The organism is Streptomyces sp. NPDC057543, from assembly GCF_042801895.1.
Lineage (GTDB): Bacteria > Actinomycetota > Actinomycetes > Streptomycetales > Streptomycetaceae > Streptomyces.
On record NZ_JBHVFF010000040.1, the window covers coordinates 14152 to 40703 of the forward strand.

Consider the following 26552-nt stretch of genomic DNA (forward strand, 5'->3'; position numbering starts at 1 on the left):
CCCGGAGCTCCTCCGGGGTCCCGCCGCCCCTTCAGCCGGCGACCGGCAGCCCCGCCAGCAGCTCGGTCACGATCGTCGCGCCGCGCAGGGTCAGTACCGACTCCGGGTGGAACTGCACCGAGGCGAAGCCCGGCCCGCGCAGCGCGTGCAGCTCCCCGGTCGCCGCGTCCAGGCTCGCCTCGACACCGTGCGCCGCCAGCTCGGTGACCGCACCGTCGTCGCAGCGCGCGGTGAAGCTGTTGTAGAAGCCGACCGTCTCGGGGCGCCCGAACAGCTCGATCCGGGTCTGCGCGCCCTGATGCGGCACGGCCTTGCGGACGATCTCCAGACCCAGCTCCGCCGCGATCAGCTCATGACCGAGACAGACCCCCAGCAGCCCGTGCCGGTGATCACGGACCAGCTCGGCGGCGAACTCGCGCAGCAGCCGCATCTTCGGATCGGCCGTGTCGCCCGGATCCCCGGGCCCGGGGCCCAGCACGACCGGGCCCGCGTGCGCCCGTACGCGCTCGCGCAGCCCCGGCTCGTCGTAGCGGTGCACCGACACCTCCAGACCCGATGAGCGCAGCAGATGCGCCAGCATCGCGGTGAAGGTGTCCTCCCCGTCGACCACCAGCGCATGGCCGGAGAGCTCGTGCGTACGCTCCTGCATCCGCAGCCAGAACGGCGCCAGACCGTCCCGCCGGGCGTCCAGCGCCCCCTGCACCCGCGGGTCGCCGGCCAGCTGCGGGCGCACCGCCGCGTCGCGCGGCCGGCCCGGCCGCACCCCCAGCGCGGCCAGCACCCCGGCCGCCTTCGCGTGGGTCTCGGCGACCTCGCTGTCCGGATCGGAGTGGCGTACCAGCGTCGCCCCGACCGGCACCCGCAACCGCCCGTCGGCCGCGATGTCGGCGGTACGGATCAGGATCGGCGAGTCCAGGGACTGCGCCCCGCCCGGCTCCTGCCGCAGCAGCGCCAGCGCGCCCGCGTAGTAGCCGCGCCCGCCGGGCTCGTACCGCTTGATGACCCGGCAGGCGTTCTGCACGGGGGAACCGGTGACCGTCGCCGCGAACATGGTCTCCCTCAGCACCTCCCGCACATCCAGCGAGGAGCGCCCGCGCAGCTCGTACTCCGTGTGCGCGAGATGGGCCATCTCCTTGAGTCGCGGTCCGACCACCACCCCGCCCATGTCACCGACGGTGCACATCATCTTGAGCTCCTCGTCGACCACCATGGAGAGCTCGTCCCGCTCCTTGCGGTCGGCGAGGAAGGCCAGCAGCCCCTCGACGTCCGGGCCCTCGACGGGGTAGCGGTACGTGCCACTGATCGGGTTCATCACGACCGTTCCGCCGGACATCCGCACATGTACCTCGGGACTCGCGCCGACGAGCGTCCTCCCACCCGTCGCCCGCCGCCGCCCCGAGAAGGAGGACCCTTCGGACCCGCCGTCCGCCGTGTGGACCACGAACGTCCAGTACGCGCCCCGCTCACCGGCCAGCAACCGCCGGAAGAGGGCGAGCGCGTCCGCCCGCCCGAAACCGGGGATCTCGCCCCGGAAGGTCCGCCGGACGACGAAGTTCGCGCCCTCGCCCCGCCCGATCTCGTCCTCGACGACCCGCCGCACGATCCCGGCGTACTCCTCGTCCGGAACGTCGAACCCGCCGCCCTCGACCCGCACGTCATGGACCGGCAAGCTGTCCAGCACCTCGGCGAGCGGCAGCTCGTAGGTCTCCTCGGCGACCAGCACGGACAGCGGCGTCCCGTCGTCGCGCACATCGAAACCGCGCTCGGCGATCTGCCGGAACGGCACCAGGGCCAGCGAGGGCAGCTCGCCGACCGGGAGATCGGCGAGCCGGTCCACTTCCCGTACCCGGCCGATCAGCACCTCGACGGTGTCCTGATCGCGGCCGGGAGTGCGCCTGCGCAGCAGCGCGAACGGCGGGCTGTCGTCACGGAGCAGCCGCTCGATGACGAGGTCGGTGGGGTGCGGCATGGGTGTTCCTTCCGGATGGAGGAACGGGCTCCCGAAACGCAGAGAAGGCCGCCCCTCGGGCGGCCTTCGCGTGGTCTGTCGCGCGCGATCGATCAGTGGGCCGCCGGATGAGCGGTCCACCACCAGTTCTGGTTTGTCTGCGCGAACATGCCGTGGATCGTATCGCATGGCAGGGTGACCGACGGGGCGCGAGACCGTCGGCAGGGCGTCTTCCCCGCCGCTGCGGCGCCGGGACCTTTCTTGCCGGCGCGGCAACTCCGTTCCCCGTCACCGCGGGGTCGTCCGCTGCGACAAGGCCGATGGGTCCGTCTCACCAGGCGGTCGAGTACCGGCAGGGGAGCGCCGACCCCGTATTCTTGCTGACGTGATCGTGAACGCTGAATCCCAGAGTGTCGCCGACAAGGCGACCTGGCGAGACCTTCCCGCGGCGCAGCAGCCCGAGTACCCCGATGCCGAGGCTCTGCGCGATGTACTCGCGGACCTCGCGTCGTATCCGCCGCTCGTCTTCGCGGGCGAGTGCGACCAGCTGCGTGCCCGCATGGGAGCCGTCGCCAAGGGCGAGGCGTTCCTGCTGCAGGGCGGTGACTGCGCCGAGGCGTTCGACGCCGTGTCCGCCGAGCACATCCGGGCCAAGCTGAAGACGCTGCTCCAGATGAGCGCCGTCCTGACCTACGCGGCCTCCGTGCCCGTCGTCAAGGTGGGCCGGATCGCCGGCCAGTACTCCAAGCCGCGCTCCAAGCCGACCGAGACCCGCGACGGCGTCACCCTGCCGACCTACCGCGGCGACTCCGTCAACGGCTTCGCCTTCACCGAGGAATCCCGCGTCCCTGACCCGGAGCGGCTGAAGCAGATGTACCATGCATCCGCTTCCACGCTGAACCTGGTCCGCGCCTTCACCACCGGCGGTTACGCCGACCTGCGCCAGGTGCACGCCTGGAACCAGGACTTCGTGAAGTCGTCGCCGTCCGGCCAGCGCTACGAGGCGCTCGCCCGCGAGATCGACAACGCGCTGAACTTCATGAAGGCGTGCGGTACGGACCCGGCCGAGTTCAAGGCGGTCGAGTTCTACTCCTCGCACGAGGGCCTGCTGCTGGACTACGAGTCGGCGCTGACCCGCACCGACTCGCGCACCGGCCAGTTGTACGACACCTCCGGCCACATGGTCTGGATCGGTGAGCGCACCCGCCAGATGGACGGCGCGCACATCGAGTTCGCCTCGAAGATCCGCAACCCGATCGGCATCAAGCTCGGTCCGACGACCACCGTCGACGAGGCGCTCGGCTACGTCGAACGCCTCGACCCCGAGCGCGAGCCCGGCCGGCTGACCTTCATCGTCCGCATGGGCGCCGACAAGGTCCGCGACAAGCTGCCCGATCTGGTCGAGAAGGTCACCGCCTCCGGCGCCACCGTGGCGTGGGTGACCGACCCGATGCACGGCAACACCTTCGAGGCCGCCTCCGGTCACAAGACCCGTCGCTTCGACGACGTCCTGGACGAGGTCAAGGGCTTCTTCGAGGTCCACAAGGGCCTCGGTACGCACCCGGGCGGCATCCACGTCGAACTCACCGGTGACGATGTCACCGAGTGCGTCGGCGGCGGGCACGAGATCTTCGTCGACGATCTGCACCAGCGCTACGAGACGGCCTGCGACCCGCGGCTCAACCGCAGCCAGTCCCTCGACCTGGCGTTCCTGGTCGCCGAGATGTACCGGGACCAGTAGGCATCACCGCAGGTGGTACGCGTATGACTGTGGGGCACGGATCGATGTGATCCGTGCCCCACAGGGCGTTCGGAGGCTTTCAACGGCTCACGGCGCCGGGTAAGGTTAGGTTAGCCTCACCGATCAACGGGGTGGCAGTAACGACCGATCCCGCCGGGAGGTGAACCGCGTGTACGTCTGCTCGTGCTTCGGCATCACGGAGAAGCAGGTGAAGGAACATGCGGACGCCGGGGCGTGCACACCCCGGCAGATAGCCTCCGCCTGCAAGGCGGGGACGGACTGCGGCGGCTGCGTCCGCGCCATCCAGGCCGTGCTCGGCCGGGGCGCCTGTCCGCGCCGCGAACTGCTCGACCGGAAGCGGACGCCCGGCGCCACGGGTGACGCCGGGACGAGCGCCGCTCCCGAGGTCGATCCGGGTATCGCTCCCGGCGCCGTCCCGGGCGTGACCCCGGGCATCCGGCTCTCCGAAGCGGCCTGATCCGGCCCAGGGCGACCTGGTCCGATCCGATCCGATCCGGCCTGGTCCGATCTGATCCGGGCCGGCCTGATTCAGTCCGGGCCGACCTGATCCGTCTGGTCCGAACGAGAGGCCCTAGCTGTCCGGCTGCTCGATCTGCTGGGCGATGTAGAGCGCCTCGCCGAGCTTCTCGACCAGTTCCAGCTGGGTGTCGAGGTAGTCGATGTGGTGCTCCTCGTCCTCCAGGATCGACTCGAAGATGTTTGCGGACGTGATGTCACCCTTGCCGCGCATCAGCTCGATCCCGCGCTTGAGGCGGTCGATCGCCTCCACCTCGACCTGACGGTCCGCCTGGAACATCTCGGTGACGGTCTGGCCCACCCGCACATGGAACAGTCGCTGGTAGTTGGGCAGTCCATCGAGGAAGAGAATGCGGTCCGTGAGGATCTCCGCGTGCTTCATCTCGTCGAACGACTCGGAGCGGGTGTACTTCGCGAGCTTCGTCCAGCCGAAGTTGTCCTGCATCTTTGCATGCAGGAAGTACTGGTTGATGGCAGTCAATTCGGCGGTCAGCTGCTCGTTCAGGAACTCAAGGACCTCGGGGTCGCCCTGCATCGCAGAGGCTCCTTCCAACCGGTGAACTGGTCAAGTTGGCCGCATCCTCGCACCGCACCCGGTGATCGTCCAGTAAGTACATGCTTAGTACGAGTTGCCTGAATTGCCCACACGCTGGTCGGAACCACCCCTGCCTGTCTGTCACCATGGAGTCATGGGTCAGCCGGAAAGCCGGGAAAACCGCGCGTCAGAGCAGTCCGAGCTTCCGCCGGGACAGCGACTCCAGCGTGGTTGGCCGGTTACCCACTACGGGCCCGTGCCCAAGTTCAAGCCCGACCGCTGGGAGTTCCGGGTCTTCGGTGCCACGGCGGACGGCGAGAAGCACTGCTGGAACCACGAGGAATTCTCGGTGCTGCCGTTCACCTCGGTGGTCGCCGACCTGCACTGCGTCACCAAATTCAGCATGCTCGGCGCCGAATGGGGCGGCGTGCTCGCCCGTACGATCCTGGAACTCGCACCGCCCGCGCCGAACGTCACCCATGTGATGGTCTGGGCCGAGTACGGGTTCAGCTCGAATCTGCGGCTCTCCGACTTCTCCTCGGACCGAACACTTTTCGCCACTCACAAGGGTGGTGAGCTGCTCACCGCCGAGCACGGCTTCCCGCTGCGGCTCATCGTGCCGCACCTCTACGCCTGGAAGGGGCCCAAGTGGGTCCGCGGCGTCGAGTACATGACGGCCGACCGCCGCGGCTTCTGGGAGGAGCGCGGCTATCACAACATCGGCGATCCGTGGCGCGAGCAGCGCTACTCGTATCAGGAGGAGCCGGGGGACGGCCCCGAGCTCTGACCCGGCAGCGAGGACCTGCGCAGCCCTTTCAGCCGCGCCACGTCCGCCGCGTGGCCGTCCTTGCCGCCCGGCGTCTCGATGATCAGGGGCACGCCGAGGGTGGCCGGGTGGGCGAACAGCTCCCGGAAGGGTTCCTCTCCGATGTGCCCGGCGCCGATGTTCTCGTGGCGGTCCTTGTGGGCGCCCACCACGTCCTTGGAGTCATTGGCATGGATCAGTTTCAGCCGCCCCTCGCCGACCGTGTCCACCAGGAGGTCCAGGGTCCGGCGCATGCCCGCGGGGCCGGTCAGATCGTGGCCCGCCGCGTAGATGTGGCAGGTGTCCAGGCAGATGCCGAGCTTGGGGTGGGCGTCGAGTGCCTCGAAGTACGGTCCGAAGTCCCAGGTCCGTGAGCAGAGCGAGGAGCCCTGTCCGGCGGTCGACTCCAGCAGCAGATACGGGTCGTCGTCGTGCGTCAGCTCGTCCAGGAGCGGCCGCATGTGCGTGCGTACCTGGGCGAGGGCCTGCTCGCGCGGGCGTCCGCCGGTCGCCGATCCGGTGTGCACCACGACGCCCAGGGCGCCGATCTCGCGGGCCCGGCGCAGTGAGTGGCGCAGCGAGTCCACGGACTTCTCGACGGTGGCTTCGGTGTGCGAGCCGAAGTTGATCAGGTACGGGGCGTGGACGTACGCCGGTATGGACTCGGCGGCGCACTCGGTGCGGAACTGTTCGTCCTGGGCCGGGCTGCCGACGGGCGTCGCCCAGCCGCGCGGGTTGGCGACGAAGACCTGGACGGCCTCCGCCGCCATCTCGCGGGCGTACGGGAGGCCGACCTTGGCGAGGCCTCCGGCCACCGGAACGTGGCCGCCGACCGGGTTGCGCATATGGATCTAGAGCCCCTTGGTCTTGATGGTGATGGTGCTGCCCTCGGGGGCCTGTTTTCCGCCGTCGACGGACTGGCTCGCGATGGTGTCGCTGAAGGAGAGGAACGGGCGGTCGACCTTGACCTCGAAGCCCGCGTCCTCCAGCACGCTCCTGGCCTCGTCGACGTCCTTGCCGGTGACGTCCGGGACGTCGATCATTCGCGGTCCCTTGGAGACCGTGAGCGTGATGGTGTCGCCCTCGGCGGCCTGGCTGTCCCGGGCCGGTGACTGATGGGCGATGTCGCCCGCGACCTCGGGGGAGTTGACCCGGTCGGGCAGCACCTCGGCCTTCAGGCCCTGCTCGTCCAGCGCGGCGGTGGCGTCCGCGACGGACAGCCCGGTGACATCGGGGACGTCGACCGGGGCGCCCTTGCTGACGATCAGGGCGACCGCGGAGTCCGGGTGGCGTCCGGTGCCGGCCGCGGGTTCGGTACGGATCACCTCGCCCCGCCCCGTCTGCTCGCTGAACTCCTTGGTGACCATGCCGGGCACCAGGCCGGCCTTCTTCAGCTCGCGCCGGGCGTCGGCGAGCGCACGGCCCTGGACGTCGGGCACCTTCACGATCTCGGGGCCGCGCGAGACGACCAGCGTCACCGCGTCGTTCCCCCGGATGCGGGCACCGGATGCGGGATCGCTGCTGATGACCTTGCCGCGGTCCACGGTGTCGCTGTAGGACCGCTTGACGCCCTTCAGGTCCAGACCTGCGTCCGAGAGCCGCTGCTGGGCGGTCTTCTCGGTCTGGCCGAGCAGTGAGGGCACCCGGGTGAACTGCCCGGAGTTGATGTACCAGACACCGGTGCCGATCCCGAGCACCAGCAGCACGGCGACGACCGCGCCCATGACGGAGCGCCTCGTACCGAAGCGCCAGGGACCGCGCGGCGCGGGCCCCGGCGGCATCGGCGCGGGCATCTCCAGCCGGCTGGTGTGATGGGCGACGCCCTGATCGGCCGGGACCAGCCGCGGGATCACGCTCGTAAGGTCCTCGGCGGCGTCGTGCGCCTCGGCGCGGGCCTGCGGCGGTATGGCGTCCAGCTGGGCGTCGGTGAGGCCGGAGCGGGCCTCACGGGCCTCGGCGAGTAGCGCCACCGCGTCGAACGGGCGGACCTCGGGGTTGCGGGCGGTGGCGCTCGCCACCAGGTCGTCGAGCGCGACCGGGAGGCCCGGGACGACGGCCGAGGGGGCCGGGACGTCCTCGTTGAGGTGCTGGTAGATGACCTGCGCGGGGGTGTCTCCGGCGCGCGGCTTGGCACCGGTCAGCATTTCGTACAGGACGACACCGCAGGCGTACACATCGGTACGGGTGTCCGCCGTGCCGTGCTCGATCTGCTCGGGGGCGAGATAGGAGACGGTGCCCAGCACCGACCCGGTGGTGTTGGTGACGGCGCCCACCGCCCGTACGAGACCGAAGTCGGCGACCTTGACCCGGCCGTCGTCCCCTATGAGGACGTTCTCCGGCTTCATGTCGCGGTGTACGAAGCCCGCCCGGTGTGCGGCGCCGAGGGCGGCGAGGACCGGCTCCAGGATGTCCAGCGCGGCTCTCGGTTGCAGGGCGCCGCGGTCGCGCAGCACGTCACGCAGGGTGCAGCCCGCGACGTACTCCATCGCGAGGTAGACGTACTGGCCCTGGGCGCCCTGGTCGAAGACCGCGACCACATTGGGGTGCGCGAGCCGGGCCACGGACTTGGCCTCGCGGATGAAGCGCTCGACGAACGAGGCGTCGGTGGCGAGCGCCGGGTGCATCACCTTGAGGGCGAGCACCCGGTCGAGCCGGGTGTCCACGGCCCGGTAGACCGTGGCCATGCCGCCCACGGCGATGCGGGCATCGACGCGGTAGCGGCCGTCGAGCAGCTGCCCGACGAGAGGGTCCTGGAGGGTCGTATCCACGCATGCGAGTCTACGAGCCGCCACGGACACCTCCCACAGATCGGAGCGGCCCCGGGGCCGTACTGCAGCCGAGCCGTGACAGGAACATGCGGTCCACGGCGTCCCGGTGGGTCAGAAGGCCGGGTGCTCCGGGTCCAGCACCGCACGCCCCTCCACCGGCGACGAGGCCTCGGCGAAGTGGCGGCGCGGGATCCGGCCCGCGCGGTACGCCAGCCGCCCGCCCTCCACCGCGTGCCGCATCGCCGTGGCCATCAGCTCCGGCTCCTGGGCCCGGGTCACCGCGGACGCCAGCATCACCGCCGCGCACCCCAGCTCCATCGCGAGCGCCGCGTCCGAGGCGGTCCCGGCGCCCGCGTCGAGAATCACCGGCACCCGGGCCTGCTCGACGATCAGCTGGAAGTTGTGCGGATTGCGGATGCCGAGGCCGGAGCCGATGGGGGAGCCGAGGGGCATGACCGCCGCGCACCCCACGTCCTGGAGCCTGCGGGCCAGCACCGGGTCGTCATTGGTGTACGGCAGCACGGTGAAGCCGTCGTCCACCAGGGTCTCCGCGGCGTCCAGCAGCTCGATCGGATCGGGCAGCAGGGTCCGCTCGTCGGCCACCACCTCCAGCTTGATCCAGTCGGTGCCGAGCGCCTCGCGGGCCAGCCGGGCGGTCAGCACGGCCTCGCCCGCGGTGAAACAGCCCGCCGTGTTCGGCAGGACGCGGATGGAGAGCCGCTGGAGGACGGAGAGCACCGAGCCCTGCACGGTCGGGTCGAGGCGGCGCATCGCGACGGTGGTCAGCTCGGTGCCGGAGGCGGTCAGGGAACGCTCCAGCACGTCGAGGCTGGGTGCCCCGCCCGTTCCCATGATCAGCCGGGAGCCGAAGGCGGTGTCGCCGAGGGAGAAGAGGTCGTCGGCCATCGTCAGCCTCCCTGGACCGCGGTCAGGACCTCGATGCGGTCGCCGTCGCCGAGCACGGTGGCGGACCACCGGCCGCGCGGGACGACGGTCTCGTTGACGGCGGCGGCGACGCCGGAGTGCGCCGTGGTCAGGGTGGCGGCAAGGGCGTCCAGGGTGGTGCCCGGGGCGAGGAGACGGACCTCGCCGTTCACGGACACGGAGACGTGTGCGGGATCGGTGGGCGATGCGGGCCGGGGGCGGGGCGCGGGCTCGGAGAGGGGCGCGGGCTCGGTCATGCGGGCTGTTCCTGACGTGCGGGGGCGGCGGCGGGCGGGAAGCGGTTCGGGGTGAAGGGGCGGGCCGGCTCGGGCAGCTCGCCGTCGGCCAGCAGCGCCGCCATGACGTCGCCGGTGACGGGGGTGAGGAGCACCCCGTTGCGGTGGTGGCCGGTGGCGAGGTGGAGGCCGGGCAGGGCGGTGGGGCCGAGCAGCGGGGCGTTGTCGGGGGAGGCGGGGCGCAGGCCGGCGCGGGTCTCGGTGAGCGGCAGCTCGGTGATGCCGGGCACCAGTTCGTGGGCGTCCCGCAGCAGCTCGTAGACGCCGCCCGCGGTGACGGTGGTGTCCCAGCCCATCTCCTCGCTGGTGGCGCCGACGACCAGTTCGCCGTTCTCCCGCGGTACGAGATAGACATGGCTGCCCCGGACCACGGCCCGGACCGTCCGGGTGAGGAAAGGGGCGTACGGGGCGGGCACGGTCAGCCGCAGCACCTGCCCCTTCACCGGCCGGATCGGCGGCACGACCTCGTCCGGCAGCCCCGGCAGCCGCCCACTGAGGCTGCCCGCGGCGAGCACGACCTGGTCGGCGCCGAGCTCCGTGCCCCCGGCGAGCACGGCTCCGGCGGCCCGGTCTCGCACGACCGTCAGGCGCTCCACCCGGTCGCGGTGGAAGACCACCCCGGCCCGCTCGCAGGCGGTCAGCAGCGCGGCGGCCAGCCGGCGCGGATCGATCTGGTGGTCACCGTCGACCCGCAGACCGCCGCGGACGCCGGGCGCGAGCATCGGCTCCAGACGGCGGCATTCGCGGCCCGTGAGCCACTCCGACTCCAGGCCCGAACGCCGCTGCAGAGCGTGCAGATCCCGCAGATGGGTGCGGTCGTCGGAGTCCAGCGCGACGGCCAGGGTGCCGCAGGCGCGGAAGCCGGTCTCCCGCCCGCTCGCCGCTTCCAGTTCGGCCGCGAAGGCCGGATAGCGCGCGGCCGAGGCGACATTGAGCGCCAGCAGCATCTGTTCGCCGTAGTGGAGTTCGGTGACGGCGGCCAGCATGCCGGCCGCCACCCGGGCGGCCCCGCCACCCGGTTCGGGGTCGGCGACCGCGATGCGCAGTCCGCGTTGCGCGGCCCGCCAGGCGGTCACCAGGCCGATGATCCCGCCCCCGATGACGAGGACGTCGGATCCGTTTCCGTTCCGAGAAGAACGCATGGGCGTCCAGCCCCTCCCTTCGCCGGCATGACCCGGATCAGGTTCGTACGGTCGGAGGCCGCCCCAGCCTCCCTCTCAGCCCGGTGCGTCCGGGCTCCCGCGAGTGTTTTACGTTGGCCACCCTAAACCCCGCCTTCCAGCCCCTGTAAGGGAGCAGCCACCGTGGCCCGTTCGCTCGACGGACTCGTCCTCTCACCGGTCGCCGACCAGGCCCCGGGCCAGGTCGGTACCCGTACCCGCTTCACGTACCACGAGGCGGACGGCCGGATCTGGGCCGAGTACGCCGGCGGCGACGTGGTCCGCGGCCATCTCGTCGGCACCCGCGTCGACGACACCCTCGATTTCAGGTACGTCCAGCTGAAGCACGACGGAACGACGTCTTCCGGCCACTGTGTCTCCACCGTCGTCGACCTCGCGGACGGCCGGGTTCGACTGGACGAGCGATGGGAGTGGGAGTCGCAGGAGGGCAGTGGGACCAGCACGGTGGAACAGATCCCTCTTTCTTGACGGTTCGTCAGATGCGTAAGGTGTACGGGTGAGCGAGCAGCAGCAGTCAGAGCAGCCGGGTCGGCGCGCGGGACGCCGCGTCGTCATCGTCGGCGCGGGCATGGCCGGTGTGCAGACGGCGGTGGCCCTGCGGGAACAGGGCTTCACCGGCCCCGTCGCCCTGATCGGCGCCGAACCGCACCAGCCCTACGACCGGCCCCCGCTGTCCAAGGCGGTGCTGCTCGGCGAAGCCGAGGACTCCGCCTTCGACGTCGACTTCGATGCGTTGGACATCGATCTGCAACTGGGCCGCGAGGTCACGGGTGTGCGCCCCGGCGCGCATGAGCTGGACACCCCGTCGGGACCCGTGCCCTACGACGTGCTGGTGATCGCGACCGGCGCCGAACCGGTCGTCCTGCCCGGAGTCGAGGGCGTTCCCGGCGTCCATCTGCTGCGCACCCTCGACGACGCGGCGCGGCTGCGCCCCGTCCTCGACGAGCAGCACGGCGTCGTGGTCGTCGGCGCGGGCTGGATCGGCGCCGAGTTCGCCACCGCGGCCCGCGCCGCGGGCTGCGCCGTCACCGTCGTCGAGGCCGCCGACCGGCCACTCGCGGGCGCGATGCCCGCCGAGGTCGCCGCCCCGATGAGCGCCTGGTACGCGGAGAGCGGTGCAGAACTCCTCACCGGAGCCCGGGTCGCCCGCGTCGAACCGGGCCGGGTGATCCTCACGGACGGCCGCGCGATCCCGGCCGGAGCGGTCGTCGTCGGAATCGGCGCACGGCCCGCCACCGGCTGGCTGGCCGGCTCCGGCATCGCGCTCGGCCCCGACGGATCGGTGACCGCCGACGGGGCGCTGCGCACCTCGCAGCCGGATGTGTACGCGGTCGGTGACTGCGCCTCGTTCCCCTCCGCCCGGTACGGCGAACGCCTTCTCGTCCACCACTGGGACAACGCCCTCCAGGGCCCGCGGACCGCCGCCGCCAACATCATCGCCGCCGCTGCCGACGGTGAACCCGCGCCGCTGACGTATGACCCCGTGCCGTACTTCTGGTCCGAGCAGTTCGGCCGGTTCGTGCAGTACGCGGGCCACCACGGGAGCGCCGACACCCTGCTGTGGCGGGGCGATCCCGCCGGCCCCGCCTGGTCGGTGTGCTGGCTGCGCCACGGCGTCCTGGTCGCGGTCCTCGCCGTCGGCCGACCGCGCGATCTGGCGCAGGGGCGCAAGCTCATCGAAGCGGGCGCGCGGCTCGATCCGGTGCGCGCCGCCGACCCCTCCGTGCCGCTCAAGTCGGCGACCCTCTGACGGCCGACGGGGAGCCCCTCCGACGGCGTACCCCGGAGCCCCGTACGGTCGGGCCCGGCTACCGACTGTCGGTCCGGGATGGCACGCTTGTCCCTGTGACCGAGATTGACGCAAAGATCGATGCTCTCGTCCCCGCCTGGCTCCACCTCCCCGACATCGCCGAAATGCTCGGTGTCGAGGTGACGCGCGTACGGCAGTTGGTCAAGGAGGGCCAGCTCATCGCAGTACGACGTGGTGAGAACCGGGCGCTCCAGGTACCTGCCGCCTTCATCGACGGCGACAAGGTGGTCAAGGGCCTCTCCGGCACCCTGACGCTCCTGAGGGACGACGGCTACACCGACGAAGAGATGCTGGAATGGCTCTTCACCTCCGACCCGACCCTGCCGGGCACCCCTGCCCAGGCACTGAGCGAGAATCGCGGCACGGAGGTGAAGCGTCGCGCCCAGGCGCTCGCCGTCTGACCGCCGACGGTATGTGAGGGGCGGACCGCGCATGACCGCGCGGTCCGCGCCCCGCGTACGACCGCACGGTCCGCGCCCCGCGCCGGAAACCGGCAACCGCTCCACCGCGCACTTCAGCTCCACCACGCTCTCCAGGGGGGAACCGCACCATGTCCACGCCTCGCGCGCAGCTGTCCGATGCCCGGCTCTACCTGTGCACGGACGCCCGTAAGCGCCAGGGCGACCTCCCCGCGTTCCTCGACGCCGTGCTCTCCAGTGGGGTGGACATCGTCCAACTGCGCGACAAGGGCATGGAGGCGGCCGAGGAGCTCGAACACCTGGCTGTCTTCGCCGACGCCTGCAAGCGCCACGGCAAGTTCCTCGCGGTGAACGACCGGGCCGATGTCGCCCACGCCATCGGCTCCGACGTGCTGCACCTCGGCCAGGGCGACCTGCCGGTCCCCGCCGCCCGCGCCATCATCGGCGAGGACGTGGTGATCGGCCGCTCCACCCACGCCGAGTCCGAGGTCGACGCGGCCGTCGTCGAACCCGGTGTGGACTACTTCTGCACCGGCCCGTGCTGGCCCACCCCGACCAAGCCCGGCCGGCACGCCCCGGGCCTGGACCTCGTGCGGTACGCCGCCTCGCTCGGCACCCGACGCCCGTGGTTCGCCATCGGCGGGATCGACGCGGGCAATCTCGACGAGGTGCTGGACGCCGGAGCGCGCCGGGTGGTCGTCGTACGGGCGATCACCGAGGCCACCGACCCGGCCGCCGCCACCGCCGGACTGGCCGAGCGAATCCGGGCGTGCGCCGGGACGTGATCCGACCGGGTGCCAAAGCAGGGTGTCCAAGGCCGGGTGTCCGAAGCCGGGTGTCCGAAGCCGGGTGTCCGAAGGGTGGACAAACAACCGGTCAATTCGGACAATTATGGCTGGTCTGGTCCTGTGGTCGTCGCGCTCTGGTTAACCTGCCGGTATGGCCCTTGGCACACCATCTACCAGGACAGATCACGCACACACGGTGCGTGAGTTCCTCGCGACCGGCAAGACTTCGTATTCGTTCGAGTTCTGGGCGCCCAAGACCGAGAAGGGCGAGCGGAACGTCTGGAGTGCGCTGCGCCGCGTCGAGGCGGTGAGGCCGAGCTTCGTCTCCGTGACGTACGGGGCGGGTGGCTCCACCCGGGCAGGTACGGTCAGGGTCGCCGAGCAGATCGCCGCCGATTCCACCCTCACCCCGGTCGCGCACCTCACGGCGGTCAACCACTCCGTCGCCGAGCTGCGCAACATGATCGGGCAGTACGCCGACGCCGGAATCCGGAACATCCTCGCCGTGCGCGGAGACCCGCCCGGCGACCCGATGGGCGAGTGGGTCAAGCACCCGCAGGGTGTGCGGTACGCCGCCGATCTCGTCCGGCTCATCAAGGAATCCGGAGATTTCTGTGTCGGCGTCGCGGCATTTCCCGAGATGCACCCGCGCTCGACCGACTGGGACACCGACATCCGGCATTTCGTGGACAAGTGCCGCGCCGGTGCCGACTATGCGATCACGCAGATGTTCTTCAATCCGGAGGACTATTTGCGGATGCGTGACCGGGTGGTCGCTGCGGGTTGCGAAACCCCGATCATCCCCGAGGTCATGCCGCTGACCAGCGTCAAGCAGTTGGAACGGTTTGCGCAGCTCAGCAACGCGTCTTTCCCTTCCTCCCTGAAAGAACGCATCCTCGCCGCCAAGGACGATCCCGCCGCTGTACGCTCCATTGGCATCGACTTCGCAACGCAGTTCTGCGCGAGGCTGCGATCCGAGGGTGTGCCCGGACTGCACTTCATCACGCTCAACAACTCGACGGCGACGCTCGAAATCTACGAAAATCTCGGACTGCACAAGCAGTCGTGACCGGCCGTACCCGCCACGACCCGGGGCGGTGGCCGTAGGAGGGGGCGGGCATGGGCTGGACGGTCCTCTACATCGCGTTCGGAATCGTCGCGCTGTGGCTGCTCGGTGAGGTGCTCCTGCAGTACAAGGCACGCCTTCGCTGGCGGCTGCTCGCCTTCGCGGGCTTCGGCTGTGTGGTCGTCGGGGTGCTGATGCCGTCCGTGTTCGTCATCGCCGTCGGCGCCATCGCGTTCGCGACCGGTCAGACGTACGTCACGCTGTCCTTCCGGCGTGGTTTCTCCACCGGCTGGGCGATAGGGGGCAGCCCCGGCGAGAGCCGTCGCCGCCGGGGCGGCGGCCGGGACGGCCGCGAGCCCACGCTCGAAGTGTCGGACCTGGAGCTGGAGCACGACGAGCGCGTCCCGCCGCACGCGGACACCGCGGCGGCATCGTCCGCGGCGCTGGGGACTCCGGAGCAGCGGACCGCGGTCTACGAGCCGGAGCCGCTGCCCGATGACACCGGGCAGTACGGCATCTACAGCGATCACCAGCGGTCGCAGCAGGACCATAGCCAGGGCAGGCAGGCCGAACAGCAGCCGCAGTACGCCGCGTACGACCCTTACGCCGGTCACTCCACGTACGCCGCGCCGGGCCAGGATCAGTATGCGGGCCAGGACTCCTTCGGCGGCCAGGACTCCTTCGCCGGTCAGGGGCAGTACGACTACGGCAGCGGTCAGCAGCAGTACGCCGCGTACTCCGACCCGTACATCGGGACCGGCACCACCGGCGGTTCCACGCAGTACGCCGCGTACGACAGCTACGGCAACGGCTATGACAGCCACGGCGGCCAGCAGCAGTTCGCCGCCGACCCGTACGCCGCCCAGCAGCACGCCCCCGAGACCCCGCCCGGCGGTGTCTGGGTGCCGCAGCAACGCGAGGGCGAGCAGTACCCGCCCACACCTCCGGAGCAGCCCGCGCAGCCTTCCCCGTACCCGAACGGCTACGCCAACGGCAACGGCTACGACGAACAGCAGTACCGCTACTGACGACGGGCCCGGCAGCAGGCTTCAGGGATCACTGCGAGCCCCGGAACCCGTCCCCCTCCACGATCAGCCCGGCGACCAGCGCCCCCGACATCCCCGCATGGGCGAGCCCGCCGCCCGGGTGCGACCAGCCGCCCGCGGCGTAGAGCCCCGGCAGCCGGGTGCGATTGCCCGGATGCAGATACGCGCCCTGCGCCCCGGCCAGCGCGGGCGCCGGCACCGAACCGCCCTCGGCGCCGGTGTCGTCCGCAGTTTCGGCCGGGGTCCGCACCTCGGCGTGGAGCAGCCGCTCCCGCAGGCCGGGCACGGCCGCGCCGGCCGCTTCGATCAGCGCGTCGGCATACCGCTCGCGCAACGCCTGGTCCGTCCAGTCGACCGCACCGTGCGGGGCGACCGTCGCCATCAGCGTCACCGCCTCGTGCGCGTCGTCGGGGCGGGTCGACGGGTCGTCCGGGCGCAGCACCGTCACCGTGGGACGGTCGGCGAGCCGGCCGCCGAACACCGCCTCGCGCTCCGCCGCGCCGTCCGCCGGGTGGACCAGGGTCCGGTGCACGGCGTCCCCCGGCCGGGCGCCGCGCAGCGACAGCAGGACCAGGAACCGGCCCGGCACCACCCCTTGGCCCGGCCGCGGCTGAACGGTCACATCGCCGTCCCGCCAGAGCTCCTGACCGGGCACCAGGCCCGGATGCGGGCGAGCGCCCAGCACCACGTGGGCGGCCTCGGCGACCGTCCCGTCCACGAGCTCGACGCCTGCGGCCCGGCCGCCCTTCTCGACGATCCGGGCCACCTCGCCGCCGAAGACGAACTCCACCTTCCGGGCCAGGCACCGCTCGTACACCGCCTGCGCCAGGGCCCGGATCCCGCCGGAGACATACCAGCTGCCGAAGGTCTCCTCCATGTACGGCAGCAGGGCGGCCGCCGCCGGCGCGCGCAGCGGGTCGAGCCCGTACGACAGGGCGAAGGCGTCGAGAAGGGCGGCCAGCCGGGGGTCCGACAGCTCCCACGCGCCGATCTTTGCCACCGTGTCCGCCCGACGGGCCGGGCGCAGCAGCCGGCGCTGCTGGAGGGCGGGATACGGATCACGGCCGAGCACCTGCCAGTCGGAGCGCAACGGCTCCTCCAGCAGCGGACGCCGGGACCGGTCCCAGGCATCGCGCGCCCGGTCGAGGAACCCGCCCCAGGCCGCGCCCGCACCGCCCCCGAGCGCGGTGTCCAGGGCGGCGACCACCCCGGCCCGTGACGCATTCGGCAGCGAGAGCGCCGTGCCGTCCGCGAAGATGTGGCGGCTCGCCGGATCGACCTGAGTCATCGTGACGCACCGTTCCAGCGGCTCCTTGCCCGTCTTCACGAACAAGTCGCGGTAGACCGCGGGCAGATGCAGCAGTGTGGGACCGGTGTCGAAGGTGAAGCCTTCATGGGCGTACCGGCCGACCGAGCCGCCGAAGGTGTCCGACCGCTCGTACACCGTCACCCGGTGGCCTGCCACGGCGAGCCGGGCGGCCGCCGCCATCGCGCCCATCCCGGCGCCGATCACCGCAATTCGTGCCATGCCAGTGACCTTAACGGCCGCCTCTGACACTCAGTCCAGCGGCCAGTGCGGACCGGCTCCTGCCAGGCGTTTCTCCGCGCGACGCTGTGCCCTGCGGCGCAGGAACCGGCGGATCCGGGACGCCAGGAAGACCAGTACCACCATGCCGAGCAGCAGCAGGGTCCCGGCGATGACCGCGGCCACCAGCGGATGGAAGATCGCGAAGGTGACGATTCCCGCGACGCCCAGGTCCTCGGCCGTGCTCACCGCGATGTTGCTGAACGGCTCAGGGGAGGTATTGACCGCCATCCTGGTGCCCGCCTTCACCAGATGACTCATCAGAGCGGTGGAACCGCCGACGGCCCCGGCTGCGAGCTCCGGCAGCGAACCGCTCCCGCCGGCCAGCAGCGCCGCCACGACGGCCCCGGCGACCGGCCTGATGACGGTGTGCGCCGAGTCCCAGACCGAGTCCACGTACGGGATCTTGTCCGCCACCACCTCGCACAGGAAGAGCACACCGGCCACGACGAGGACATCGGTGCGCTGCAGCGACGCGGGCACCTCGTCGCTGAGACCGGTCGCGCCGAAGACACCGAGTAACAGGACCACCGCATAGGCGTTGATCCCGCTCGCCCAGCCGCTTGTGAACACCAGAGGGAGTACGGACACGGACGCGATCGTAACCAGATGGCGCAAGGCCCGGGGTGGGGATCGGTGCGCAGCCCTGAGTATCCGTACCTAGGCGACGAGATGAGTAGATGCGCGGATGGGTTCCGACCTGCGCGGACGGGAGAGTGGAGCCCACGGGGAGAGGCGCGGCACCGGCACCGCCGACACGGGGCGGCGGAGCGGGTGCGGCAACTCCTTCCGGAACGGGGGAGTACGACGGAGAGCCCGAGGACCACGGGGGAAACGGGGGTCACGGGGGGACACGGGGGAAGGCTCTCCGACAGCACAGGAGACGCCGGTACGGCGCAGGCTCGGGGGGATCGAGCCTCACCGGACCGGCGTCTTCGCGTGTCCGTACGCCGGGCCGGTCCGGCTCAGGGGGAGGGGCAGCCCGGCAGCGTGGCCTGGCCTTGCCGCCGGTTCGGCCAACGCCGCCCGCCGGGTCGCCCCACGCCGCCGGGTCGTCCGACGCTGCCGGGTCGTCCGACGCCGCCAGGTCGTTCCCACGCCGCCGGGTCAGCGTCCGCTGACTCGGCCGTGCAGCAGGAACGAGAGCGCCGAGTGCACATCGTCGATCGACCGCTCCGGCTGGAACGCCTGCCAGTCCAGCGCGGCCACGAGCACCATGCCGACCAGGGCCGCGGCCGTCAGCTGGACGTCGATCTCCTCGCTGAGCTCACCGTTCTTCACCCCCTCGCGCAACACCCCCTCGACCACGGCGACGGCCTCCTGACGCACCACCAGGAGGGTCGACTGCCAGGCCCGGTTGGTGCGCCACATCTCCGCCACGTACAGCTGGGTGAAGGCCGGGTAACGGTCGATGAAGATCAGACCGGCCCTGATCATCGCGTCCAGGGCCTCGACCCGGCTGCCGCCGCGCTCCTCGGTGTCCTCGGCCGCGGAACGCAGCGACGCCGTGAGCAGCCCGACGCCGTGGCGCAGCAACTCCTCGAAGAGCTCGGTCTTGCTCTTGAAGTTGTAGTAGACCGTGCCCTTCGCGACCCCGGCGCGCTCGGCGATCTCGTCCACCGTGGTCGCCGAGAAGCCCTTCTCGGCGATGAGAGTCACCGCCGCCTCGTAGAGCTTCTGCCGGGTGGCCTGGCGGCGCGTGGTGCTACTGCTTTCCATACTCCTGATTCTCACAGGTCCGGGCGTGCTCACAGGCTCAGCTCCGGATGCAGCCGCTCCAGGGTCCACACCTGCTTGCGGCGCGCGGCGACCGCGGTCAGGGCGAGCGCCCCCGCCGTGAAGGCCAGCAGTACCGCGCTGCCCTGCCAGACCGGGCCGAGGCTGCCGCCCGTGATCAGCCGGCGCAGGCCCTCGACGACGTAACTCATCGGCAGGTAGGGGTGGATCGCGTTGAAGAATCCGGGGCTGGTCTGCACGGGATACGTGCCCCCGGCCGAGGTCAGCTGGAGCATCAGCACCGCCAGCACGAGGATGCGTCCCGCGGCCCCGAACCGGGCGTTGAGCCACTGCACGATCGCTGCGAAGCAGCAGGTCACCAGCGCGAGGAAGCCGATCGTCCCGGCCGCGCGGGTCATCTGCAGCCCGAGCCCCCAGTGCAGTACGGACATCAGCGCGGCCACTTGGAGCAGCCCGATCGCGGCGACCGGCAGCCAGCCCGCGAAGGCGATCCGCCAGGCGGAGGCCCCGGCCGCGAGGGCGCGCCGGTTGAGCGGCTGGATCAGCATGTACGCCACCATCGCGCCCACCCAGAGGGAGAGCGGGATGAAGTAAGGGGCGAAGCCGGTGCCGTAGTTGGGGGCCGCGTGCAGTGACTCGGAGGCCAGCCGCACCGGGTCGGCCATGACCTCCGTACGCGCGTCGCGGTCCTTCTTGTCGTAGTCGGGGATCTTGCCGACGCCGTCGTTGAGTCCCTCGGCGAGGGTCGCCGAGCCGTCGCCTAGCCGGATCAGCCCACCGTCCAGGTCGGTCGCGCCCTTCTTGAGATTGCTCACGCCCGTGTCCAGGTTCGCGGAGCCCGTCCTGGCCGTGGCCAGGCCGGTGTGCAGTTCGTTCGCTCCCTTGGCGACCTTGTGGGCGCCGGTGTTCAGCGCGTTGACCTTCTCCACGGCGGACTTCAGGTCCTCGTCCAGGTGCGGCGCGTTCTTGGCCAGGTCATCGGCCTGCTGCTGCAGTGTGGTCAGCCGGCCGCGCAGCTTCTTCAGATCACCGTTCTGGTTGGTGACCAGCCCGTTCACATCGTCGGCGACCTTCGCGACATCGGCCGCCGCGGTCTTCGCGCGCTTCAGCGGCGGGCAGACGGTGGGGTCGGCGAGCGGCTGCTCCGTGCAACGGGTGCGGTAGACCTCGGTCAGTTCGTCGGAGGCCGTGTGGGCGGCGGTGGCCGCGGTGGGCGCCGTCTTCACCAGCAGGTCGAGGTTGTCCCGCACGGTCTGCGAGGAGTCAGCGACCAGCCGGGCGGTGTCGCCGATGGACTTTCCGTTGTCCTTCAGGAACGGGCGGACGTCGGCCGCCACCCCGTTGACCTTGTCGGCGAGCAGCTGGGTGCCGTCGGCGACCTGCCGGGAGCCGGTTTCGAGGTCGCCCGCGCCCTTGTTCAGCTTGACGATTCCACTGGCCAGACTGCTGCTGCCGTCCTTGGCGTCCTTCAGCCCGTCCGCGAGATCCTGCGACCCCTTCTTCGCCTTTCCGATGCCGCCCTTGAGGTCGTCGGCACCCTTGGCCGCCTTCGCGGTGGCGTCATGGAGGTCGGAGAAGCTGATGAAGATCCGGTCGAGGAAGCCGCGTGAGGCGTTGGTCGACGCGGCGGTGCGCACCTCGGAGAACACCGAACGGGAGATCTGCCCGACGATGTAGTTGTTGGCGTCGTTGGTCCGCACCTGGAGCGCGCCGGTCTCGGGGGAGTCGCCCGAACTGGACGCGATCCGCTTGCTGAAGTCCGACGGCATGGTGAGCGAGAGGTAGTACGTACCGTCCTCGACGCCCTTGTGCGCCTCGGCGGAACTCACCTCGTGCCATTCGAAGGTCTTGGAGTCGAGCAGCTTGCCGGTGATCTCGTCGCCCGCCGTGATGCGTTTTCCGTCGGCGGTGGCGCCCTTGTCGTTGTTGACCAGTGCCACCGGGATCTTGTCGAGGCGGCCGTACGGGTCCCAGAAGGAGCACAGGTACAGGGCGCCGTAGAGCAGCGGCAGCAGCAGGAGCGCGATGAGTGCGGCGACCGGCAGCTTCCCCCTGCCGAAACGCTTCAGCTCAAGCGCGGCCAGTTTCGGCGAACGCATCGGCCGGTCCCTCCTCGGTCGTGGTCTCCTCGGCCGCGGCATCGCGCGTGTCCGCCGGTGCGGCCGTGGGGGTGTCGGTACGTACGGTGATGGCGCCCTCGGGCGCCTGACTGCACACGGCAAGCACGGTCGGGCCGCTGTCGGCGACGGACCGCAGCAGCTCCCAGGCCTCGGCGCGTTCGGCGTCGGAAAGCTTGAGATCGGCGTCGTCCACCGCGAGCAGTCGCGGCCGGTCGAGCAGCGCGAGGGCGATGGCCAGCCGCAGCGCCTCCAGTCGTTCCAGATCCCGTACGGAGGTCCGCTCGGCCTTGGGCAGGGTGGTGAGGTCCAGTCCGGCGGCATCCAGCGCCGCGTCGATCCGTCCCCGCGCGGCGGCGACGCGCTCGGCGCGCGGACGCAGCAGAGCGCGCAGCGAACCGTTGAAGCGGCGCTGCAGCAGGGCCCGCTCGCGCAGGTGCTCCGCGACGGTGAGGGCCGGGTCGAGTTCGCTGACCCCGGTCACCGGGCCCAGTGCGCTGATGCGGCGTACGGCGGCCATTTTGCGTGGCAGACGCAGTCCGCCGATCTCCGCCAGGCCCTCGGTGGGGCGCATCCGGCCGGTGAGCGCGAGCAGCAGGCAGGTCCGGCCGGAGCCGGAGGGGCCCTCGATCGCCACCAGTGAGCCGGGCCCGGCCTCGATGCATACGCCCCGGAAGGCCCAGCCGCGCGGTCCCCTGAGCCCGAGTTCCTCGGCGGTGACGGCTGCCCCGTGCGGGCTGTCCACAGACTCTCCCCTAAGTTTTTGAACTGACTGGTCAGTTCAAAAACTTAGCCCGAACTCGCCATCGAGGCAAAGGCGCAGGTCAGGGGTGAGATGGGGTCGATTGTCAGTGGTGCCCGCCACGATGGATACATACCGCCACGGAGTCGTTACACGAGACAGGAGGTTTCGTCATGGCCCACTCGTCCGCAGCAGCCGCATCCCGGCGCCGCGCAGACGGCCCTGCCCCCTCACTGACCGGCCCGGCAAGCGATGTCCATCCCGTCCTGCGCCGCACCACGGCGCCGCCCGCCGCCCTCGATCTGCTCGCCCAGGCACGCGCCGGCCTCGACGAGGCCGCCGTTCTCGATGTGCCGAACGAGCGGTATGCCACCGCCCACCTTGCCGCGCTGCGCACCGCCGCCGCCGTGCTCGCCGCGCGGGCCCGCCCCGAGACCTCCAGGCGGCGCCGGGAGCGGATCCGCAGCGCCTGGGAAGTCCTCCCGGAAATAGCCCCCGAGTTGACCGAATGGAGCGCGCTGTTCGCCTCCGGCGCCCGCCGCAGGGCCCGCGCGGAAGCCGGGATGCCGGGCGCGGCCAGCCGACGGGACGCCGACGACCTGCTGCGTGACGCGGAGATGTTCCTGCGGCTGGTCGAGCGGCTGCTGGTGCTTCAGCCGGTGCTCCCACAGGCCCGGAGGGAACGGCCCGACGCGGGATGACGGAGACGGTGGCGCGAGGCAATAGGGTGGACAGCACGTGTACCACCTGCACTGTTCACGCTCCGCCGTCAGTGGCGGCACCGTGCCGAGGAGTCATCTGCCGTGTCGGACCAGCTGCGCCCCCGCGCCTCCCTCCGTACCGCTGTGGTCTGGGAGGTCCTGAAGGACGCCCTCGACCACCGGGTCAAGGCGACCGGCCGGGACGCCCTGGATGTCCTGGACACGGGTGGCGGCACCGGCAACTTCGCAGTGCCGGTGGCCCGTCTCGGCCACCGGGTCACCGTCGTCGACCCCAGCCCGAACGCGCTCTTCGCCCTGGAGCGCCGCGCCGCCGAGGCCGGGGTCGCCGACCGGGTCCGCGGGGTCCAGGGCGACATCCACGGCCTGTTCGAGGTGGTGGAGCGCGGTGGTTACGACGCGGTGCTGTGCCACGGAGTCCTGGAGTACGTGGACGACCCCGCCGAGGGGGTGCGCAACGCGGTCGAGGCGCTCCGTCCGGCCGGTGCGCTCAGTCTGCTCGCTGCCGGGCTCGGTGGTGCCGTCCTGGCCCGGGCGCTCGCCGGTCACTTCACCGAGGCCCGGCAGGCGCTCGGCGACCCGGCGGGCCGCTGGGGCGAGGGGGACCCGGTGCCCCGGCGCTACACCGCGGAGCAACTCACCGAGCTGGTCTCCGCGGCGGACGTCGAGGTCGGCGCGGTCCACGGCGTGCGGGTCTTCGCCGACCTCGTACCGGGCGTCCTGGTGGACACCGAGCCCGGCGCCATGGAGGCCCTGCTCAAACTGGAGGCGGCCGCGGCCGAACTGCCCGCCTTCCACTCGGTCGCGACGCAGCTCCACGTACTGGGCACGAAGCGCGCCTGAGACGTTCTGGGCACGAAGCGCGGCCGGGTGCCGGAGGTAGCGCGGCTGTAGCGCGGCTGATCAGGGACGCAGCCGCAGATGGAGTACGGCCCAGGACCCCCGATCGGGGGCTTCGCCCCGTATGATCGTGGGACACCATCCGGCATGACGGATCGGAGGTTGGGGAATCAACGCCTCAGCAGCTGAGCCGTTGTGGCGGCCCGGACTGGCTGATTGGCAAAGTAGGGCGGGTTTCACGGGGGCGAATCCCTGCCTATCCTGGAAGGGCCGCATACCGGCCGCCCCCCGCGGCCGACGACGAGGAGGACTCCGTGCCGCTCTCGGAGCACGAGCAGCGAATGCTCGAGCAAATGGAGCGAGCGCTGTACGCCGAAGATCCCAAGTTCGCGACAGCGCTCGAGGGAAGCGGGCTGCGTACGTACACCCGGCGACGGGTCTACCAGGCGGTCGCAGGCTTCCTGGTGGGTATCGCGCTCCTCATGGCCGGAATGGTCGCCCAGCAGATCTGGATCAGCGTGGTGGGGTTCCTCGTCATGCTCGGCTGTGCGGTCCTTGCGGTCACTGGTTGGCGCAAGGCGCCCAAACCGGGCGAACGGCAGGCAGCCGGAAGCGGCGGCGACAGCCGTCGGCCCAGGCAACGCCGGACCGTGATGAACCGGATCGAGCAGCGGTGGCAGCGCCGCCGTGACGAGCAGGGCCAGTAGGCCCCCGGACAGTCTTTGGGTGAGGGGCGGTCGCGATTCCGCGGCCGCCCCTCACACGTGCCCGGGCCGGGCCGTCGCCGCCGACTTTGTCCTCGGTCGCCAGGCAGGCTGGAGAATCAGGCTCGCGGCCATTCAGGCCAAGGCGTCGCGCTGCCCCAGGAACTGCCAGGTTCGGTCGCGCCAGTGCCAGTGCCGGAGCCCGGGCCCGGTGCCGGCGCGAAGCAGCAGGGGAGACCGGGGGAAGGCCACAGGCCCGCCCGCTGCCGGGGCGGGCGGGCGAGAGGGCGAGAAGGGTGCCGGGCGGTCCCCGGGCCGCCTACCTGCCGGGCGGACCTGAGCCGCCCACCTGCCGGCTCGTTCGGTGATCGATGCCAAAGGCGGGCCTCCGGCCCGCGCCCCTCCCGTCACCCCTGCCGACGGGAAGGCAGCACCATGCTTGTGCGCCTCCCGCTCACGTCCCTCCCGCTCACCCCTGCTGGCGGGACGGTCGCCGCAGCCACCCCGTCCACCGGTCCCGGGCCCACCGCGCCGCCCACCTGCCGGTGAACGCAGCCCAGCGGTCCGACGCCGCCCAGATCACCCGAACGGCCGAGCGCGGAGCCACGATCGCGCGGGCCCTGGCGAACCGGCCGGACGCCGCCCGCAGACCCGCCCGTACCGCCTCGACGTCCTCGGCGAGCCCGGTACTCGACCGGGGCTCCGGGGTATAGAGCACCTGCTCCACCGCCCCCGCCACCCGGTGCACCGCGGCGGCTCCGTCGGGTTCGAGCTGTCCCAGCCGCACCACCCTGGCCGCCGTCTTGCGCGGGGTCCGGGAATCGTCCGGCTCGATGCCGTGATCCCACGCCGTGTCGGTGATCTCCTGCCAGGCCGCCAGCGTTCTCGCCGTCGTATCCGCCGGCGTGCGTCCCGCGGAGAAACTCAGCCTGTGCTTGCGGGCCCGAAGCCGCCAGAGCATCGGCAGCAACGGCAGCACCAGGATCACCAACGCGCCCAGGACCACGCCGAGGATGGTGCCCGTGGGCGTCCCGGAATCCGTCGGGGCCACCACTCCCGGCGCCGCCGAGCTGCCGCACTCACCCTGTTTGCGCATCTGGGCCGGGCAGCTCTCCGCGACGGACGGTGCGACCGGCGGAGCGGCCGAGGCACCCATCTCCGGCCGGGCCGGGTCGGACGTGCCGCTCGACGGGGCGTCCGGCTGGGTGTAGGACGGGGCGGTGCCCCGCGTCGGGGTCGGCTCGAAACGGGTCCACCCGACACCCTCGAAATACAGCTCGGGCCAGGCATGCGCATCGCGCAGTCCCACCGACACCGAACCGTTCGACTGCGCGGTGCCGGGAGTGAAGCCCACCGCGACCCGGGCCGGGATGCCCAGCGTGCGCGCCATCGCGGCCATCGTGAACGAGAAGTGGACGCAAAAGCCCCGCTTCTCCTTCAGGAACCGGCCGATCGCCGCGCTCCCGGAACCCGAGTTCACGGAGGTGTCGTAGGTGAAGCCACCCTCCGAGGCGAAGAAGTTCTGCAGCTTCACCGCCCGCTCGTAATCGTTGCTCGCGCCCTTCGTCACCCGGTCCGCGGTCTGCCTGACCACCCTCGGCAGGGAGTCGGGAACACGGGTGTACTCGCGCTGCAGAGCGACCGGCGCGGGGCCCGCCGCGGCCAGCTGATCGGCGGTCGGCTGGACCACCAGACTGGAGACCTGGTACTGCGCACCGCGGGTCGTCTCCCCGCCGTCACCGACGAGGGTCCGTCCCATCGGCTCGTACCGCCAGCGTCCGCCGATCCTGACCTCGGTCGCGGGGTAGGGGAGTGGCAGATAGGTCTGCTGGTAGGAGCTCGACGCGGAGACGTTCGTGCTGATCTCCGTGGCCGTGACGTCCGGCCCGAGACCTTCCGGGGCCGGGAGTCGCTTCGGCACATCCTTCAGGCGGCGCGTGGAGGGCCGCCACTCGTTCCCGGTGAACTGGTCCAGGGCCAGGATCCGCAGGTAGAAGCCCTGTGGGTCGGTGGAATTGGTGCGGTAGGACATCACCTCCCGGTTCTCCGGCTGGTTCAGGTTGTTCTGCAGCGAGATCAGAGGGTTCACCGCGGAGATGGTGCCTCCGCCACCGCTCCCCTTGCCGTTCCCGCCCCCCGTACCGGCCAGCAGGCCGCTGTCGAGAGCAGGCAGCGCAGCCGGCACGAACAACGAGATCCCCAGCGCCAGCGCGCCGATGCGGCGGCCGGTGCGGACCGGTGCCG

At 71.3% G+C, this 26552-nt stretch carries 26 protein-coding genes and 1 riboswitch; of the genes, 12 read left to right on the forward strand and 14 right to left on the reverse strand.

The window, feature by feature from the left end; translation table 11 throughout:
* Window positions 1-31: 31 nt before the first annotated feature.
* Both ACFU8Q_RS10015 and ACFU8Q_RS10020 read right to left on the reverse strand, forming a co-directional pair.
* A complete protein-coding gene (locus ACFU8Q_RS10015; RefSeq protein ID WP_384450497.1) occupies window positions 32-1969 on the reverse strand; it encodes an anthranilate synthase family protein in 1938 nt (645 codons plus the stop codon).
* Window positions 1970-2061: 92 nt separating this feature from the next.
* Window positions 2062-2118 carry a trp operon leader peptide gene (locus ACFU8Q_RS10020; protein WP_107408160.1) on the reverse strand — a complete coding sequence of 19 codons (57 nt, stop codon included), beginning with the start codon at window positions 2116-2118 and terminating at the stop codon, window positions 2062-2064.
* Window positions 2119-2333: 215 nt separating this feature from the next.
* Between ACFU8Q_RS10020 and ACFU8Q_RS10025 the strand changes: the two genes are divergently transcribed.
* Together ACFU8Q_RS10025 and ACFU8Q_RS10030 are read left to right on the forward strand one after the other, a co-directional pair.
* Entirely contained in the window at window positions 2334-3689 is a 1356-nt protein-coding gene (locus ACFU8Q_RS10025; protein ID WP_384450500.1) for a class II 3-deoxy-7-phosphoheptulonate synthase, read from the forward strand.
* Window positions 3690-3858: 169 nt separating this feature from the next.
* Window positions 3859-4167, forward strand: coding sequence for a bacterioferritin-associated ferredoxin (locus ACFU8Q_RS10030; RefSeq protein WP_384450503.1), 309 nt, complete (start codon window positions 3859-3861; stop codon window positions 4165-4167).
* Between the two features lie 114 nt (window positions 4168-4281).
* On the opposite strand, the gene bfr is transcribed toward ACFU8Q_RS10030, so the two are convergent.
* On the reverse strand, window positions 4282-4761 hold the full coding sequence (bfr, locus tag ACFU8Q_RS10035) for a bacterioferritin (protein ID WP_329920115.1): 480 nt from the start codon (window positions 4759-4761) through the stop codon (window positions 4282-4284).
* 154 nt (window positions 4762-4915) lie between these two features.
* Between bfr and ACFU8Q_RS10040 the strand changes: the two genes are divergently transcribed.
* The gene (locus tag ACFU8Q_RS10040) at window positions 4916-5548 is read left to right on the forward strand and encodes a sulfite oxidase-like oxidoreductase (protein ID WP_384450506.1); all 633 of its coding nucleotides are present in this window, start codon (window positions 4916-4918) and stop codon (window positions 5546-5548) included.
* Here the strand turns inward: ACFU8Q_RS10040 and ACFU8Q_RS10045 are convergent.
* The 5 genes from ACFU8Q_RS10045 to thiO all read right to left on the reverse strand — a co-directional run bounded on the left by ACFU8Q_RS10045 (window position 5515) and on the right by thiO (window position 10696).
* Entirely contained in the window at window positions 5515-6411 is an 897-nt protein-coding gene (locus tag ACFU8Q_RS10045; RefSeq protein WP_384450509.1) for a deoxyribonuclease IV, read from the reverse strand. The two genes, ACFU8Q_RS10040 and ACFU8Q_RS10045, sit on opposite strands and share 34 nt — an antisense overlap.
* A gap of 6 nt (window positions 6412-6417) precedes the next feature.
* Window positions 6418-8334 carry a Stk1 family PASTA domain-containing Ser/Thr kinase gene (gene pknB / locus ACFU8Q_RS10050; protein ID WP_384450511.1) on the reverse strand — a complete coding sequence of 639 codons (1917 nt, stop codon included), beginning with the start codon at window positions 8332-8334 and terminating at the stop codon, window positions 6418-6420.
* A gap of 111 nt (window positions 8335-8445) precedes the next feature.
* On the reverse strand, window positions 8446-9240 hold the full coding sequence (locus ACFU8Q_RS10055) for a thiazole synthase (RefSeq protein WP_384450514.1): 795 nt from the start codon (window positions 9238-9240) through the stop codon (window positions 8446-8448).
* A gap of 2 nt (window positions 9241-9242) precedes the next feature.
* Window positions 9243-9515, reverse strand: a complete 273-nt coding sequence (gene thiS / locus ACFU8Q_RS10060; RefSeq protein ID WP_384450516.1) for a sulfur carrier protein ThiS — start codon at window positions 9513-9515, stop codon at window positions 9243-9245.
* Window positions 9512-10696 (reverse strand): glycine oxidase ThiO, encoded by a 1185-nt coding sequence (gene thiO / locus ACFU8Q_RS10065; protein WP_384450519.1) that lies wholly within the window; start codon window positions 10694-10696, stop codon window positions 9512-9514. The genes thiS and thiO overlap by 4 nt, the downstream gene beginning before the upstream one ends.
* A riboswitch (TPP riboswitch) is annotated at window positions 10694-10807 on the reverse strand. (Overlaps the previous gene by 3 nt.)
* A 51-nt stretch (window positions 10808-10858) precedes the next feature.
* Between thiO and ACFU8Q_RS10070 the strand changes: the two genes are divergently transcribed.
* The 6 genes from ACFU8Q_RS10070 to ACFU8Q_RS10095 all read left to right on the forward strand — a co-directional run bounded on the left by ACFU8Q_RS10070 (window position 10859) and on the right by ACFU8Q_RS10095 (window position 15846).
* Window positions 10859-11203 (forward strand): hypothetical protein, encoded by a 345-nt coding sequence (locus ACFU8Q_RS10070; protein WP_384450521.1) that lies wholly within the window; start codon window positions 10859-10861, stop codon window positions 11201-11203.
* A 28-nt stretch (window positions 11204-11231) separates the two neighbouring features.
* The gene (locus tag ACFU8Q_RS10075; RefSeq protein WP_384450524.1) at window positions 11232-12485 is read left to right on the forward strand and encodes an NAD(P)/FAD-dependent oxidoreductase; all 1254 of its coding nucleotides are present in this window, start codon (window positions 11232-11234) and stop codon (window positions 12483-12485) included.
* A gap of 95 nt (window positions 12486-12580) precedes the next feature.
* Window positions 12581-12946 (forward strand): Rv2175c family DNA-binding protein, encoded by a 366-nt coding sequence (locus ACFU8Q_RS10080; RefSeq protein ID WP_384450527.1) that lies wholly within the window; start codon window positions 12581-12583, stop codon window positions 12944-12946.
* Between the two features lie 149 nt (window positions 12947-13095).
* Window positions 13096-13749 carry a thiamine phosphate synthase gene (gene thiE, locus ACFU8Q_RS10085; protein WP_384450531.1) on the forward strand — a complete coding sequence of 218 codons (654 nt, stop codon included), beginning with the start codon at window positions 13096-13098 and terminating at the stop codon, window positions 13747-13749.
* Between the two features lie 154 nt (window positions 13750-13903).
* Complete coding sequence (gene metF, locus ACFU8Q_RS10090; protein ID WP_384450534.1) at window positions 13904-14821, forward strand: methylenetetrahydrofolate reductase [NAD(P)H]; 918 nt, start codon at window positions 13904-13906, stop codon at window positions 14819-14821.
* A gap of 50 nt (window positions 14822-14871) precedes the next feature.
* On the forward strand, window positions 14872-15846 hold the full coding sequence (locus ACFU8Q_RS10095) for a hypothetical protein (RefSeq protein ID WP_384450537.1): 975 nt from the start codon (window positions 14872-14874) through the stop codon (window positions 15844-15846).
* Between the two features lie 28 nt (window positions 15847-15874).
* Here the strand turns inward: ACFU8Q_RS10095 and ACFU8Q_RS10100 are convergent, their stop codons facing one another.
* The 5 genes from ACFU8Q_RS10100 to ACFU8Q_RS10120 all read right to left on the reverse strand — a co-directional run bounded on the left by ACFU8Q_RS10100 (window position 15875) and on the right by ACFU8Q_RS10120 (window position 22048).
* Window positions 15875-17392 (reverse strand): phytoene desaturase family protein, encoded by a 1518-nt coding sequence (locus ACFU8Q_RS10100; protein ID WP_384450540.1) that lies wholly within the window; start codon window positions 17390-17392, stop codon window positions 15875-15877.
* A gap of 30 nt (window positions 17393-17422) precedes the next feature.
* A complete protein-coding gene (locus ACFU8Q_RS10105) occupies window positions 17423-18040 on the reverse strand; it encodes a DUF4126 domain-containing protein (protein ID WP_384450543.1) in 618 nt (205 codons plus the stop codon).
* 516 nt (window positions 18041-18556) lie between these two features.
* Window positions 18557-19168 (reverse strand): TetR/AcrR family transcriptional regulator, encoded by a 612-nt coding sequence (locus tag ACFU8Q_RS10110; RefSeq protein WP_384450546.1) that lies wholly within the window; start codon window positions 19166-19168, stop codon window positions 18557-18559.
* A 29-nt stretch (window positions 19169-19197) separates the two neighbouring features.
* Window positions 19198-21285, reverse strand: coding sequence for a YhgE/Pip family protein (locus tag ACFU8Q_RS10115; protein ID WP_384450549.1), 2088 nt, complete (start codon window positions 21283-21285; stop codon window positions 19198-19200).
* Window positions 21257-22048 (reverse strand): ATP-binding cassette domain-containing protein, encoded by a 792-nt coding sequence (locus tag ACFU8Q_RS10120; protein WP_384450552.1) that lies wholly within the window; start codon window positions 22046-22048, stop codon window positions 21257-21259. The genes ACFU8Q_RS10115 and ACFU8Q_RS10120 overlap by 29 nt, the downstream gene beginning before the upstream one ends.
* 170 nt (window positions 22049-22218) lie before the next feature.
* On the opposite strand from ACFU8Q_RS10120, the gene ACFU8Q_RS10125 reads away from it, so the two are divergent.
* The 3 genes from ACFU8Q_RS10125 (at window position 22219) to ACFU8Q_RS10135 (ending at window position 24311) form a co-directional block, all read left to right on the forward strand.
* Window positions 22219-22746 carry an SAV_6107 family HEPN domain-containing protein gene (locus ACFU8Q_RS10125; protein ID WP_384450555.1) on the forward strand — a complete coding sequence of 176 codons (528 nt, stop codon included), beginning with the start codon at window positions 22219-22221 and terminating at the stop codon, window positions 22744-22746.
* A gap of 102 nt (window positions 22747-22848) precedes the next feature.
* Window positions 22849-23607 (forward strand): class I SAM-dependent methyltransferase, encoded by a 759-nt coding sequence (locus ACFU8Q_RS10130; RefSeq protein ID WP_384450558.1) that lies wholly within the window; start codon window positions 22849-22851, stop codon window positions 23605-23607.
* Between the two features lie 311 nt (window positions 23608-23918).
* Complete coding sequence (locus ACFU8Q_RS10135) at window positions 23919-24311, forward strand: DUF3040 domain-containing protein (protein ID WP_384450561.1); 393 nt, start codon at window positions 23919-23921, stop codon at window positions 24309-24311.
* A gap of 466 nt (window positions 24312-24777) precedes the next feature.
* Here ACFU8Q_RS10135 and ACFU8Q_RS10140 read toward each other — a convergent pair.
* A partial coding sequence (locus ACFU8Q_RS10140) for a transglutaminaseTgpA domain-containing protein (protein ID WP_384450564.1) occupies window positions 24778-26552 on the reverse strand: 1775 nt, incomplete at its 5' end.

Coding starts and splice junctions, on each gene's coding strand:
- ACFU8Q_RS10015 (WP_384450497.1), bottom strand. CDS start 1,969: ATGCCGCACCCCACCGACCTCGTCATCGAGCGGCTGCTCCGTGACGAC.
- ACFU8Q_RS10045 (WP_384450509.1), bottom strand. CDS start 6,411: ATGCGCAACCCGGTCGGCGGCCACGTTCCGGTGGCCGGAGGCCTCGCC.
- ACFU8Q_RS10095 (WP_384450537.1), top strand. CDS start 14,872: ATGGGCTGGACGGTCCTCTACATCGCGTTCGGAATCGTCGCGCTGTGG.
- metF (WP_384450534.1), top strand. CDS start 13,904: ATGGCCCTTGGCACACCATCTACCAGGACAGATCACGCACACACGGTG.
- thiE (WP_384450531.1), top strand. CDS start 13,096: ATGTCCACGCCTCGCGCGCAGCTGTCCGATGCCCGGCTCTACCTGTGC.
- ACFU8Q_RS10100 (WP_384450540.1), bottom strand. CDS start 17,392: ATGGCACGAATTGCGGTGATCGGCGCCGGGATGGGCGCGATGGCGGCG.
- ACFU8Q_RS10040 (WP_384450506.1), top strand. CDS start 4,916: ATGGGTCAGCCGGAAAGCCGGGAAAACCGCGCGTCAGAGCAGTCCGAG.
- ACFU8Q_RS10115 (WP_384450549.1), bottom strand. CDS start 21,285: ATGCGTTCGCCGAAACTGGCCGCGCTTGAGCTGAAGCGTTTCGGCAGG.
- ACFU8Q_RS10110 (WP_384450546.1), bottom strand. CDS start 19,168: ATGGAAAGCAGTAGCACCACGCGCCGCCAGGCCACCCGGCAGAAGCTC.
- ACFU8Q_RS10055 (WP_384450514.1), bottom strand. CDS start 9,240: ATGGCCGACGACCTCTTCTCCCTCGGCGACACCGCCTTCGGCTCCCGG.
- bfr (WP_329920115.1), bottom strand. CDS start 4,761: ATGCAGGGCGACCCCGAGGTCCTTGAGTTCCTGAACGAGCAGCTGACC.
- thiO (WP_384450519.1), bottom strand. CDS start 10,696: ATGCGTTCTTCTCGGAACGGAAACGGATCCGACGTCCTCGTCATCGGG.
- ACFU8Q_RS10125 (WP_384450555.1), top strand. CDS start 22,219: ATGGCCCACTCGTCCGCAGCAGCCGCATCCCGGCGCCGCGCAGACGGC.
- thiS (WP_384450516.1), bottom strand. CDS start 9,515: ATGACCGAGCCCGCGCCCCTCTCCGAGCCCGCGCCCCGCCCCCGGCCC.